12 protein-coding genes and 1 pseudogene are annotated in these 13,820 nt (G+C 35.7%); 7 read left to right on the top strand and 6 right to left on the bottom strand.

Going from position 1 to position 13,820, the window contains the following annotated elements:
• Window positions 1-21: 21 nt before the first annotated feature.
• Window positions 22-789 carry a sulfite exporter TauE/SafE family protein gene (locus C7Y47_RS08820; RefSeq protein WP_142508430.1) on the bottom strand — a complete coding sequence of 256 codons (768 nt, stop codon included), beginning with the start codon at window positions 787-789 and terminating at the stop codon, window positions 22-24.
• A 103-nt stretch (window positions 790-892) separates the two neighbouring features.
• Between C7Y47_RS08820 and C7Y47_RS08815 the strand changes: the two genes are divergently transcribed.
• Together C7Y47_RS08815 and C7Y47_RS08810 are read left to right on the top strand one after the other, a co-directional pair.
• Window positions 893-1,777, top strand: coding sequence for a LysR family transcriptional regulator (locus tag C7Y47_RS08815; RefSeq protein WP_142508429.1), 885 nt, complete (start codon window positions 893-895; stop codon window positions 1,775-1,777).
• Between the two features lie 164 nt (window positions 1,778-1,941).
• Entirely contained in the window at window positions 1,942-2,337 is a 396-nt protein-coding gene (locus C7Y47_RS08810) for a VOC family protein (RefSeq protein WP_142508428.1), read from the top strand.
• Between the two features lie 544 nt (window positions 2,338-2,881).
• Here C7Y47_RS08810 and C7Y47_RS24895 read toward each other — a convergent pair.
• Both C7Y47_RS24895 and C7Y47_RS08805 read right to left on the bottom strand, forming a co-directional pair.
• On the bottom strand, window positions 2,882-3,040 hold the full coding sequence (locus C7Y47_RS24895; RefSeq protein ID WP_185903440.1) for a hypothetical protein: 159 nt from the start codon (window positions 3,038-3,040) through the stop codon (window positions 2,882-2,884).
• Between the two features lie 70 nt (window positions 3,041-3,110).
• The gene (locus tag C7Y47_RS08805; RefSeq protein WP_142508427.1) at window positions 3,111-3,959 is read right to left on the bottom strand and encodes a LysR family transcriptional regulator; all 849 of its coding nucleotides are present in this window, start codon (window positions 3,957-3,959) and stop codon (window positions 3,111-3,113) included.
• A 243-nt stretch (window positions 3,960-4,202) separates the two neighbouring features.
• Between C7Y47_RS08805 and C7Y47_RS08800 the strand changes: the two genes are divergently transcribed.
• Together C7Y47_RS08800 and C7Y47_RS08795 are read left to right on the top strand one after the other, a co-directional pair.
• Entirely contained in the window at window positions 4,203-5,171 is a 969-nt protein-coding gene (locus tag C7Y47_RS08800; RefSeq protein ID WP_142508426.1) for a DMT family transporter, read from the top strand.
• A 550-nt stretch (window positions 5,172-5,721) separates the two neighbouring features.
• Window positions 5,722-6,162 carry a GNAT family N-acetyltransferase gene (locus C7Y47_RS08795; protein ID WP_142508425.1) on the top strand — a complete coding sequence of 147 codons (441 nt, stop codon included), beginning with the start codon at window positions 5,722-5,724 and terminating at the stop codon, window positions 6,160-6,162.
• 677 nt (window positions 6,163-6,839) lie between these two features.
• Here the strand turns inward: C7Y47_RS08795 and C7Y47_RS08790 are convergent.
• On the bottom strand, window positions 6,840-7,805 hold the full coding sequence (locus C7Y47_RS08790) for a DMT family transporter (RefSeq protein ID WP_142508424.1): 966 nt from the start codon (window positions 7,803-7,805) through the stop codon (window positions 6,840-6,842).
• Window positions 7,806-7,889: 84 nt separating this feature from the next.
• Between C7Y47_RS08790 and C7Y47_RS08785 the strand changes: the two genes are divergently transcribed.
• The 3 genes and pseudogenes from C7Y47_RS08785 (at window position 7,890) to menC (ending at window position 10,600) form a co-directional block, all read left to right on the top strand.
• The gene (locus C7Y47_RS08785) at window positions 7,890-8,462 is read left to right on the top strand and encodes a helix-turn-helix domain-containing protein (protein WP_142508423.1); all 573 of its coding nucleotides are present in this window, start codon (window positions 7,890-7,892) and stop codon (window positions 8,460-8,462) included.
• 525 nt (window positions 8,463-8,987) lie between these two features.
• Window positions 8,988-9,476 (top strand): annotated as a pseudogene (locus tag C7Y47_RS08780) (oligopeptide/dipeptide ABC transporter ATP-binding protein); the annotation flags it as partial.
• Between the two features lie 14 nt (window positions 9,477-9,490).
• Complete coding sequence (gene menC / locus C7Y47_RS08775; RefSeq protein WP_142508422.1) at window positions 9,491-10,600, top strand: o-succinylbenzoate synthase; 1,110 nt, start codon at window positions 9,491-9,493, stop codon at window positions 10,598-10,600.
• A 351-nt stretch (window positions 10,601-10,951) separates the two neighbouring features.
• Here the strand turns inward: menC and C7Y47_RS08770 are convergent, their stop codons facing one another.
• Both C7Y47_RS08770 and C7Y47_RS08765 read right to left on the bottom strand, forming a co-directional pair.
• Entirely contained in the window at window positions 10,952-12,613 is a 1,662-nt protein-coding gene (locus C7Y47_RS08770) for a methyl-accepting chemotaxis protein (protein ID WP_142508421.1), read from the bottom strand.
• The gene (locus C7Y47_RS08765; RefSeq protein ID WP_142508420.1) at window positions 12,610-13,596 is read right to left on the bottom strand and encodes a BMP family lipoprotein; all 987 of its coding nucleotides are present in this window, start codon (window positions 13,594-13,596) and stop codon (window positions 12,610-12,612) included. The genes C7Y47_RS08770 and C7Y47_RS08765 overlap by 4 nt, the downstream gene beginning before the upstream one ends.
• Window positions 13,597-13,820 lie beyond the last annotated feature (224 nt).

The following is a 13,820-nucleotide window of genomic DNA, read 5'->3' as shown; positions in this document are numbered from 1 at the left end:
ACGTATATTAGCCAATGGGTGTTATATCAATAAATCTGATACGACCTGAACAATTAGCAAGAAAAAAATAATGGGTAATAAAATTTGAATCCATTTCGTTTTGATATATGGAATGATTTTTAAACCTAAAAACGAGCCAACAATTGAGCCAATTGAAACAGGAATTGCGATTCCCCAATTAACAATGCCCGTAAAGTAGTAAAAGAGAAATGCACCTGTACAACTTGAAAACGTAATAATTCTTGTTACCTCAACTGCTTTTATATAGTTATATTGCTTTTTAAGATGATAGGTTACATGCATTAGGGCTGAGCCTGGTCCAAAACCACCGTCATATATTGAAATCACAAACGGAATGAGTTTATTAATTGGTTGCTCCTCCGTTTCTTTTATATCCTTTACTATAAATTTATTACTGCAAAGTACAATGAAAAATGCGAAAATTAAGAATACGCAAGCTACAACATTCATGACTTGCTCTGATAACCGGGTGGCTAAAAATGCGCCAAATAAACCTCCAAAACTAGATAGCATAATTAAAGATGTGAATTTTTTTACTGATAAATGTCCTTTAATTATAAACGATACAACATTGGATAGGGCTGAAATTCCAGTCGCGAATTTATTAACTGCTACCGTTGTATGAATTGGAATGCCAATAAGTAACATTGCGGGTAGCAAAACGAAGCCGGCAGCACCGAAAAGAACACCAATAATTGCTGCGAGTAAGCCAATTGTAAATAACATAAACCCATTTACTGATAACCATTCATGTAGTAAAATTTCCATCAAATCACCTCATACTTAAATTACTGCTAACTAATACATAAAACAAATATATAATAATTGCTTATTCATAAATATAATTTATGGATGGAAAGGTGTGAATGAAATGAATTTGCATGCATTAAGGATTTTTACGAATGTAGCAAAGCTTGGAGGAATTACCGCAGCAGCGAATAAAATGCTTCTTAGCCAACCAGCTGTCACAATTCAAATACGAAAATTAGAAAGCGAAATCGGGGCAAAATTGATCGAAGGAAAAGGACGTGGCATTCAATTAACGCCTGAGGGGAAGTTTTTGTATGAGCAAGGAATGCGTTTATTTTATTTAGAAGCACAAATTGATGACAAGCTCGGTAAATTTTTAGCGAAAGAAGAAAAAATACATATTGCTTCTTCCTACATACCAATAAACTATATACTCCCGCCTATTATAGCAACGTATAAGCTTGCTAATCCTCGTGTTGAATTTATTGTATCTTTAGGCAATGTAAAATCTGTGGAAGAGCAAGTTCTGAGTTATGAAGTAGATCTTGGTTTTGTCGTGCAAAATAAAATGCGTCACCCTGATTTACGGTTTGAAAAAATAGTAGATATCCCGTTTTGGTTTGTTGTTCACCCATCACATTCTTTAGCAAATCAAATTGTCCCCATTAATAAATTATCGAATGAGGACTTTATTTATCGGGAACGTGGAAGTTCGACACTTGATTTATTGGAGTCGGTTTTTTACACGTTTAACGGTCAATTACCTAAATTAGGACTTCAAATGCAGGGCTTACATGAATCGATTAAAGTAGTAGAAGCAGGATACGGTATGACTTTAGCCCCGTCCTACAGTGTAACGGAAAGTATAGCAAATAAGAAACTAGCTCGGGTGTATGTTGAACAGGCAGATATTCAGCAAAGTTTATTTATATGTACACGCAAATCAGATATAGAAGAGCATCCATTTATTCAGTATTTAAAAAATCATTTAAACGCTGTAAACTAACTAAAAGTAATAGAACCAAAATCGGGAACAAGCATTAGAATGTTTATTCTCGATTTATCATATAATTTCTCTGCTTTTTTATTTCCATTCTTTGTAATAATAATATATAGTGATTATACTCAAACACAGTGAGTAATTTAATTCTTTAGTTTTAGGAGGATATCATGGGAAGATTAGTTCATTTTGAAATTCATGTAAGTGACATGGAACGTGCAAAGAAATTTTATGGAGAGGTATTCGGATGGTCATTTCAAGACTGGAGTGATTATGCTGGAATGCCTTACTTTGGAGCGGTGACTGGCACTGAGGACGAGCTTGGAATTAATGGTGCTTTAATGCAACGTCAAGGTACCTCTCCGGAACCAAACCAAGCCTTAAATGGATTTGCTTGTACAATGGGTGTGGAAAATTATGATATAACAGAAGCTAAAATTCTTGAGACTGGGGGCACGGTTGCAATGCCGAAATATGCACTACCAGGAATGGCGTGGCAAGGATACTATATTGATACTGAAGGCAATATATTCGGAATTCATCAACCTGACAAAAATGCAAAATAGAGTTCATAATAGTTGAAAAATATGCAATACAAGACACGGCAAGCATTTTTTAAAATCCTGACTTAGACTACGAGGAGCTGTTTCATTGAAAATTAAACAGCTGAATAGCTATTGCTCTATTTACTTTGACGGGCTGCTCGGGATGTAGAACACGCCAAAAATTAATTTTATTAAGGAATTAAGAACTTTGCTAGAAGTTAATCTATTTTTAATAAGAGCGTGTTTTGGTTTAATTTATAATCAAAACACGCTTTTTAGATTTCTTAATATCATGATTTATTTCTTTGGATCAAAATGCTCTTATGAAAAATCTGTATGGATGATTGTCTGTAATCTTTCTTTTACTATTTTTTTATCTGGAATGGAGAAGCGATTGTTACTCTTCTATCAGCGATGTTCGATGCTTTATCAGCGATTTTTGCTCTTCTATCAGCGATGTTCGACTCTTTATCAGCGATTGTTACTCTTCTATCAGCGATGTTCGATGCTTTATCAGCGATTCTTCCTCTTCTATCAGCGATGTTCGACTCTTTATCAGCGATTGTTACTCTTCTATCAGCGATGTTCGATGCTTATCAGTGATTCTTGCTCTTCTATCAGCGATGTTCGGGCGTTGATTTCTTAAGACAGCTTCATTCATTTTGCCTGTTGCTACTTCAATTTCAGGTCGTAAGCTTTCGGCATTCTCTATATATGTTATCAAAACCACTCTCCTATTGTTTGGATCTACTTCTCTTTCGATATCACGCAAAAAAGAAATAACCCTATATATACTAATGCTCAGCAATTGTTTTTAAAAAACATTCCATCGAATTTGTCATATATGCATCTTTTCGTCGAATAAAGACGGTTGAAATCGTACCGTATTTTTTAGGAATTGGATGACAATAAACCTTGCCTGTAGTAGAAAGATGTTCAGCGGCTGATTGTGGTACAAGTGTAACGCCAAGACCAATTGCAACACTGTTTAAAATTGTCTCTAAAATATTAAATTCCATAATTCTTTTTGGCAATAAACCTTCATCTTTGAGCCAGAGTTCTAGCTTGGATCGATAGCCGCAACCTTGATTAGAAACAAGAATTGGTGTAGACATAAATTCCTCAATATGAAAGGATTTGTTTTGTGATAGGAGAACGAGGTTTTCTGTATACACATCATATTGTTCTAAAACTGGATGTTTAATCGGTCCAGTTATAAAAGCCCCATCTAATTGGTGATCCGCTACTTCTTTGATAAGTTCCTCAGTTAAACCAGCTTGTAGTGTTAAGTCGACATTCGGATATCCTTTATAGTAGGACGCTAGAATGGTAGGTAATATACTTACTGTTTCGACTGTACCGATTTTTAAAGTACCAGTCGGTGTATCACTATCTAAAAATACTTGTTTCATTTCCTCGACATCTTGCAAAATTTTATTAACGTAAGTAAGCATTTTTCGCCCTTCTGGATTTAATGTCATCCCTTTTTTATGGCGATAAAATAGCGGCGTTTTGAGCTCCTTTTCTAATAGCTTAATACGTGCAGTTACATTGGATTGTACATAATTTAATTCTTTTGCAGCATGGCTAACGCTCCCGTTATTTGCGACGCTTTTGAAAATCTGTAAATCTCGTAGTTCCATCGAGCATTACCCCCTTAAAAACTATCATTATAAATGATAGTTAATATCACTTTCAATCATTTTACGTGATGTATTTTCTTTTTTATAATTCTCATTGTGCAATAGAGGAACTCAGTTTAAAAACGCCACGTCCTGTGGCAATGACTGAGTGAGCCACATCGTGCGGCGAAAGCACAAAACCGATTCCGGTCGCAATCATGACGAGGCATAATTGATAGGGTTATATAGAAATGAGGAAAAACAGTGAGAAAAAATCAAATAGTAGTAGGCGTGATCGCATGTTTAATTGCAAGTATGTCATGGGGAGCCATGTTTCCAGTTGCAGATCATGCGCTTGAATATATAAATCCGCTCTATTTTTCAACGATTCGATATGGAGCGGTATCGATTGTATTAGTCATTTTATTATGGATGAAAGAAGGGAAGAAAGCATTTCGTTTAGAAGGGAAAGGTAAATTGCTCGTCTTTTTTGGGACGATGGCGTTTACAGTTTACAACGTGCTTGTTTTCTTAGGCCAAATGTTAATGGGGAAATCCGGTGTTATGGTAGCGTCGATTATGGAAGCGCTCATGCCGATGATTTCGATTGCTATTCTTTGGGGGTATAAACATGTGAAACCGAAGAAGTATATGATTAGTAGTATGATCATTGCTTTTGTTGGGGCTATATTTGTTATTACAAAAGGCGATATGGGTTTCTTTCTTACACTAAAACATAATCTGGTTTCGCTCGCATTCATTTTAATTGGTGTTGTTGGGTGGGTCATCTATACAATGGGCGGTCAAACATTTAATGATTGGTCTACTCTGCGCTATTCCACTTTAACATGTGTATTTGGCACAGCTGTAACAGGTATCATCACAATAATCATGACGATACAAGGGGTTGTATTAGTCCCAAGTATGGAAACGATTTTTGCTATTAAATATGATTTATTGTTTATGATGACACTGCCGGGTATTGTAGCATTGCTTAGTTGGAATTACGGTGTGAAAATCCTATCATCCATTAATGGAATTTTATTTATTAACTTCGTTCCAATTACTACATTAGTCATTATGGTGGTACAAGGATATAAAATAACAATCTTTGATATAGTAGGGACCTTACTTGTTATTTCTGCTCTTATTTGGAATAACATCTGTCAACGAAGAGAAGAAAACACGAGTCCGCAGGTTATGCATGAAGAAGAATTGCGGCAGGCTGTTTAATAGTACAAGGCTTAGTATTTTTTTGCTGGCTCAATTTACCTTCTAAGCATTTTAACTTATTTATAAGGCATAGTTTAACGTAGCGACATTTATACAATTACCTGATTGTTAACGGTACTACAGTTTCAACGAAAGTCCCATATACTAATATCTAGCGACCATGGTGGGAAATATTATGGAACAAAAACATCATTACAAAACTCATCTGAGGTCAATCGCTTAAAGTTGTGGATGATTGGATGACATTTGTTAAACGTATGCCATGTATATAGGGATCTGTGCCGCCTAGTCGCAACGGAAATCAATGACACGTTATGATGATGAGAGAAATATAGAAGGTATTTTTTTTCTGTATGCCGAAATAAACAAGAGTACAAATAGAGAGCAATATTTCTATATAATTGTACAGTTTAATGATGACTACCATCTGATGAGGAGTGATGTAGTATGTATATAAAAATAACAGATTGTTTTATCAATAGGGGAATACTTATTTAGTAGAGAATTCGTGATCATGGATTTCTCTACTACTAGAGGAGGAATCGGAAGTTTGCTTAGTTTAAGATCAATTGATCAAAGTAATTGGGAAGCTTGTATTCAACTGAAGCCAAAGCAAGAACAGGAAGGTTTTATTGCCTCGAATCTGTATTCAATTGCGGAAAGTAAATTTTTACCACACATGAAGATCAAGGCAATCTATTGTGGAGAAATACTTATCGGTTTTGCGATGTACGGGATTGATTCGGATGATGGAAACTATTGGATATATAGGTTTATGATTGATGAGCAATTTCAAGGGCGTGGACATGGCAAGAGCGCAATGAAATTAATAATTGAAGACATCCGGAGTAGGGATGATCGCACTGATGTCATCTTGCTTGGGTATCAGCCAGACAACGAGCAAGCAAGAAAACTATACGGCAGTATAGGTTTTAAAGAGTCTGGAATGGCACCTTGGGGAGAAATGCTCGCAAAATATAGTTTTCATTAGAATGTCTAAATGACTAATAAATGTTGAGTAACTAATGTTTGCGTGGGATGTTCTTAAAGTCTATAAAGGGCTTTAAGAGCATCCCTTTTTATAAAATTTTTGCATTTCCATTTTCCCCTCGTGCCGTTTCGTTATTAAAAATACAAAAAAATAAATTAGTGCAACTTTTTTTATCAAACGAGAATAGATTGAAAGGTGGGAAGAGATGGACATTGAACAGCTTTATTTACGCTATATAAACGAAATCTATCGGTATTTATATTCCTTATGCAAAAACCAAACATTAGAGAGGATTTAATGCAAGAAAATACTTTTATAAAGCACACATTACATTACTTAGCGGTAAATGAGGGATCCTTTCATTCGTTAGAGAAAAGGAGAGATAATATTATGGATTATTATGGAAAATGAAAGCCAGCTCTAAAGCAGAAATTGCAAATATAAAAGATCAAAGAATTTCAAAAAGCTATTAAAAGAACAATTATTACGTCAAAATCGAAGTTGTTGCAACTTTAACGTTATATATTATTGATGTCCTTTAGGCCATTTTCAATGAAGCTTGCGTTTGAGCAATATAAGCTTATTTCGGGATTTTGTTTTTCTTATCTTGTGTTTTATAGATCCTAATTCAATTTAGCGTGTTTTAATCCGTTTTCGGTTTAAAACACGCTCTTAAACTATACTATTTTCTTTTGTTTGGATACAGGAACTGACCGATTTAAAATACTGTTAGCTATCATTCCAATCATAATAATGATCATACCGATTAAAGATACTCCAACTGGCCAAGAACCGTTTAAAAAAAGGATTTCACCAAGAACAGTAAAAATCATTGTGCCAGCTTGCGTTGCCTCCACTGCCCCTAACAAAGACAGATTATTTTTCGCTAAGTCAGTAGCGAAGAAAAATGTCATTGTGGCGATAACACCCGAACATAATGCTAATAAGAAACCTTGCATGATTTGCCCAGATGTTGGTATACCTGTTGTAGTCCAACCATAAATCGCTAGTATAATACTAATAGGAAGGCTACCTATTGCCATGCCTAACACGCGTTGAAATGTATCTAAGCGACCAGCAACGACTTCCATCATTTTTCTATTACCGAAAGGATATAAGAATGCAGCGATAACTACAGGGAGGAAGCCAGATAAAAATTGAGAAATAGTAATATCCCCAGATTCTGTTAATTGCATACAAATGACACCCGTTAAAATAAATAAGGAAACGAGTAAGCTTCGCATTGGAATTTTACCGCGAACTCGTTTAACTCCAGATGTCGTCTCCAATGTAATAAAAAATAACGGAGATAATAACAAACCAGCTAAAATGGTTATTTGCCATGTACCTGCTACGAGCCATGCAGGACTAAAGACAGCAGCATAGCTTAATAATGAATAAAATCCAACCCCGGCTATTGTGCCATAGCCAAGCCATGCCAAAGGATGTTTACCCATTTCTACCCATAGTGGACGAAGGTTTTTGCGAAATAGGACGATAAAGAATAGAATGGGTAAAGCGAATAAAAATCGGAAGGAAGCAGTCCAAGCCCAGCTTGTTCCTGATACGTTCATAACTCGATTTATAATAAATGTAGCTGAAAAAAACGCAGATGATAAAATACCTAATAAGATAGCACGCATTTCGTTCGCTCCTTTCTAAATATATATTATAATATAATTATTTAGATAAAAAGTAAATTATAATATACCGAAAGTGGGGTTCATATGAAAGAACAAGAGGATATACAAACAAAAGAAGTAATTTTGCAAGTTGGTCAATTGTTACGACAAATAAGGAATGAACAGAAATTAAGTTTAGAAGAGTTAGCGAAAAAAACAGGTGTTAGTAAATTAACGTTAGGGAAAATTGAGAGAGGAGAAACGAATCCTACATTAGGCGTCATTTGGAAGATTACAAAAGGATTATCTATTCCGTTATCAAGGCTTATGGTGATAGAAGATATAGTAGATGTTGCACGCTGCGGACAAGGATTTATTATAGAAGAAAATCAAATGTGGCGATTAGAGACTATATTTCGTTACAAAAAAGAAACAGGATTGGAAATGCATCGTGCTTGTTTGCAACCGAATAGCGTATATGAGGCAGAACCTCATCATGAAGGAGCTATCGAATATGTAACAGTAATGAAAGGGGAAATTTCGATTCAAGTTGGACAAGAAATGTATGAATTAAACGAATTTGATTCTATTCAATTTGAAGCAAATAGAAAGCATAGCTATGAAAACAAGGGGAATGAAGTAGCAGTTCTCCATTTAACAATGAAATATTTATCTTGAAATAAGGTATCATGCGTATTTTCATCTTTGGATTTTATGTGCCACGCTATAGTTGAGAGCTGTATTGACAGAACCAGCGGAATTTGTGTTTCAATGAAAAGAGCAGAGTGGGATTTAGGAAAGTAAGTATGTCTTTAATGACCGTTTATGAGAGATTTGCCTACAAAGCATTTGCTAACTAACATCTCCTTTTAGTGCAAATAGCCAAAATGGGTGGAGAAAAATATTGTGTTTTTCTCCACAGTCAATTTATTTTTAACTTTCATCAAAATACTGATCTATTGTTGAGCATGAAAAGTGGCTAGCACAGTTTTAGTTAAGATGTTTGTGCCGATTTTAAGAGCATCTGTATCAAATCTCATATAAGGATGATGGAGTCAGGAGTGAGGTTACAGCCTAGGCCAACCATCGTTGCTTTTAATTGTGGTTTCTTAATTGTGTAAAAATGAAAATCGTCTCCACCAGAGGTGATGAGTGTGGGTATGATATTTTGTTCGCCAATAACTTCGGCAATGCCTGTGCGTGCAAATTATAGGATTAGCACGTGCACTTATTATGAATCCAGATATTATTATTTGTGATGAGCCTGTATCGGCATTAGATGTATCTATTCAATCGCAAGTGCTGAATTTATTGGAGGATTTACAAAAAGAATTTAACTTAACATTATTGTTTATCTCTCATGATTTAAGTGTTGTACGCCATATTTCCAATCGAATTGGCGTAATGTATTTAGGAAAGCTAGTAGAAGAAACAACGACCGATGAAATTTTTAGCAACCCAATGCATCCTTATACAAAAGCACTTTTATCAGCAATTCCTGTGCCAAATCCGCGAATAAAACGTGAAAAGATTAAGCTGCAAGGTGAAATCCCTTCTCCATTGAATCCACCAACAGGCTGTGTTTTCCAGACGAGATGCCCTTTTGTAATGGAGAAATGCCGGACGGTGGAGCTGGAGTTAGTCGAACATTCACCTGCCCATAAAACGGCCTGTCATTTATATTACAAGTAGGGGAGTTTTGAGAAATGAAAATTGAAAAAATTATAGTTCGCAAAATGAAGATGACAATGAAATCACCCTTTGAAACAAGTTTTATGAAGCAGCAAGAACGTATTTTCTTAATTATTGAAGCGTATGGTGAGAAGCATGTTGGTTATGGAGAATGTGTTGTTAGCGCTTATCCTTATTATGGAGAAGAAACGGCTTCAACGGCATTCTCTATTATCGATGAATTTTTAATACCACTTGTTATTAATCAGGAATTTAACCACCCAGATGAAGTAAATGAGAAATTTGCTCGTGTGCGTCGCAATAATATGGCAAAATCTGCGGTGGAAGCAGCCATTTGGGATTTATATGCAAAAGAGCAGGGCATACCTTTAGCACAAGCACTTGGAGGAAAAAAAAAAGAAATTACAGTTGGCATTAGCCTAGGCATTGAAGAGGATACGAATGTATTGCTGGAAAGCATTGAAGGTTATTTAAAACAAGGGTTCAAAAAAATTAAAATTAAAATTAAGCCTGGAAAAGATATCGAAGTACTCCGTGTAATCCGTGATCGTTTTGGTGATATTCCTTTAATGGCAGATGCCAATTCTGCCTACTCGTTAGAAGATCTACCATTATTTAAGGAGATGGATAAATTAAATTTAATGATGATTGAGCAACCACTTGAGTATGATGATATTGTCGATCATCGAAATTTACAAAGAGAACTCAATACACCGATTTGCTTAGATGAAAGTATACATTCATACGATGATGCTAGACGTGCAATTGAACTAGGTAGCTGCAAAGTGATTAATATAAAGGTAGGCCGTGTTGGAGGCTTATCTGAGGCTAAAAAGATTCATGATTTATGTCAGCAGCATCAGATCCCTGTATGGTGTGGAGGCATGCTAGAATCAGGGATTGGTCGTGCTCATAATATTGCCATTACGACACTGTCAAATTTTACAATACCTGGTGATACAGCGCCGTCTTCCCGCTATTGGCATGAGGACATTATTGAGCCAGAGATTGTCATGGATGAACAAGGACATATCCAAGTTTCTGATCTACCAGGTATTGGTTATAATGTTGCGCAAGACAAACTTGAAAAATACACACTAGAAAAATGTATTTACGAAGCATAATGAAGGACAAATGCCGTGTTTTAGAGTTATTTGAACAGCTTCAAATTTCATTTCTTCTCTAAATTTAGCCATACAAAAACTGCACCTGCAATTGTTAGATTGTGTCTAACAATTGGGGTGCAGTTCACTATAAAGATGGAGGCTTTAGAGCTCCATCAGTTTTTACTTTACTACAATCCAAAAATTGTGAAGGTTACTTATGTGTAAAAGTTCTTGCTACAATTGCTCATTTTATTGTATGTGGCTTGACGCTCTTTAGCGGGAGAGCGTGAATACCGTGTAGCAGATATCAGCGTCTTTTCATTAAACGCACCTATTACTCTGAAGTAATAGACGAAAATAATACGAAATTTACAATGTAAATTTTTTTAGTTCTACAGACAATGTATTTGTCATTTCTTGAAGTTCTGAAACCTTATCACTAATTTTTTTGAATGATCCTAACTGTTCTTGAGTAGAAGCGGATATTTCTTCTGTTCCTGCAGCGGTTTCTTCCGTAATAGCTGAAATGTTTTCAATGGCATTGTTCATGTGCTGGCTCATTTCGCTTGTTTTCTCCATATCCTTCGTAAGGTGCTTTAACTGATCATTAATGTCTAATACATGAGTTGCAATTACCTCAAAAGACTTTTCTGTATCGGTCATCGATTGTAATTGTTCTTTTGAAAGCTGATGTCCATGCTCTGCCGTAGAAAGAATGAGTGTAATACCATCTTGTATATGTGTCACCATCGAAGAGATGAAAGTAGTTGCCTTCTCTGTTTCATGAGATAGTTTTTTCACTTCCTGCGCTACAATAGCGAATCCTTTTCCGGCTTCGCCAGCACGTGCCGCTTCAATTGCAGCATTTAATGCTAAGAGATTTGTTTGATCAGCAATCGCGTGGACTGCATTAGCCGCGCCTTCAATTTTTGTTGTGAATTGAGAGAATTGAGTAACAGCCTCTTTGATATTAATTGAAGTGGATGAAATATCCTTTGCAATAGAGGATTGCTTCTCTAGTGAGCTACGACCATTTTGAACAGCAGTAAGTGCTTTGTTCCCGTTTACTGCTGACTGTTCACTTGTTTCCTGAACAGTAGTAAATTGATCCGCCATCGTATTCATCAGGATAGCCGTTGACTGGATATCTTCTGAAATAGTTAGGCTTCCCTTTGCCAATTCGTCCGTTGATGTAGCAATTTGTTTACTGCCTTCGTTAACGGTTTCAATATAGCTTGTGACATCTTTAGTAAATAGGCCAACATTTTTACCTACATGATCAATGGATTGTACGGTGCTTTTTAAGCTAACAATCATTTTAGAAAAGTTCTCAGTCAGTTGATCAACTTCATTGCGGCTACCTTTCTTATAGGGAAGGGAAGAGGTGTCAATTGTCAAATTCCCTGCAGCCACCAATTGTGCACAATCCACGATTCGGTTAATCGGATTTGTAATTTTTTTCGTTGCGGCATACGAAAAAATGATAGTAGCAATAAGTAGAAGGATACTTCCTATTATTGTTGATGTAGTAATAAAAGAAATTTTTTGTGTTGCCAAATCATTCGTTTCTTTATACCATTCATTTGTTTCTTTTTTCAGTAGATACATATCGTTCAAAATACCAGATATTCTGATGGATTGTTTTTTTATCTCAGGACGATTGTGAGCAAGAAATCCTGCTTCTGAAGCTTTTTCTAATTCGTCGTATTTACTCCCGATTTTTTTGATGATGGCCTTATGCTCAGCTATTTTTGCAATAGTTGAGAGTTTTTCTAAATTTACTTTCGTTTCTTGTAAAGTTGAAAGAGCTTCATTTTTATTGGCCTCACTATCTAAAAAAGTGTAGTTATTTAATGATTGGCTCGCTAAAACTAAACTTTGTTCAAGTTCTTTCACTGCCAGCAATAGCTCTGTATCATCTTGTGCGGTTGTTTGTATATCAAATGTTTGAACGATAATAAAACCAATCATAGCCATTGCGAGGACAATGGGAATAAGTATGTTCATGAATAATTTTTTTCGTAGTGTCACTGGCTGTTCCCCTTTTCTGCAGTAACTTTTATTTTACCCGAAACAATATCTTCTTGTGCTTTTTTAATAGCAGCCTGTTGCTCAGGTGTAAGTTTAATAACACGTATATCCGCTAGGCCCACGCCATTATCAGCTAAACCGAATGACAACGATTTTTCGGAAATTTTCCCTTCCTCATCTAATGTTTTAGCCATTTTAAAAACAGCTTGGTCGACGTTTTTTAACATTGATGTTACGACAGTTTTTTCTGCAATGTAAAATTGATCAATATCAACTCCGGCCGCATATATGCCCATATCTTCGGCTTTCTTTATGGCACCAAAGCCAGTGAATCCAGCTGCATGATAAATAAAATCTACACCGTTCTTAATGTAACGTTCTGCGATTGCGGCACCTGCCTCGGTATCATCAAATGAGCCAGCGTACTCACTAACAATTTCGATAGTTGGATTAAAATACCGAGCACCCTCAATAAAGCCGTTTTCAAAATGATGGATAACTGGAACATTTGCACCGCCAATAAATCCTAATTTTCCAGTTTTACTCGTCATTGCGGCAACCATTCCAAGTAAAAAGCTTCCTTCCTGCTCTTTAAAAGTGATTGAAGTGATATTGGCAACATCTGATTGACCATCTATAAGGATAAAATGCTGATCAGGATATTTCTTCGCAGTCTTTTCTAAAGCTTCCTGTACAGAGAAGCCTAAACCAATAATGACGTTATACTTTTCTGCGACAAGTTCCTCTAGTTTCTGCTCGTAATTGCCATCAGGCGCCTCTTTATAATCAAACAAAATACCTAGCTCATCGCGTGCTTTCTCAAGCCCTTTAAAAGCTGAGTCATTAAACGATTCATCACCAAGCCCTGCATCCGAAAGTAAGATACCAACTTTATAGTCATCTTGCGCTTTTTCCTGCTGAGTAATGGAACAGCCTGCTAATAACAAAGCTATTAAGCAAAAGCCCATCATTAATTTTTTCAATATGAATACCTCCAATTGTATGTATTATTTATATCGGCAATAAATTATTCTAAGTCAGAGGTCAGACGATGATTTTTTGTTTTACCATTAAATACTATCAGATTATTTACAATTTACTACAGGAAAATGGGTTTAAATCATTCTCGATATTTTCTAATCACTGAGTATTTAGTTTGTTTTGTAATGGATTTCCTCTATTTGTATAGTGAAAAAGGTAGGGGAAT

The organism is Lysinibacillus sphaericus (assembly GCF_006864135.1).
Classification (GTDB): domain Bacteria; phylum Bacillota; class Bacilli; order Bacillales_A; family Planococcaceae; genus Lysinibacillus.
Note: the sequence above shows the minus strand (reverse complement) of the source record. Positions and strands in the feature narration are given on the sequence as shown.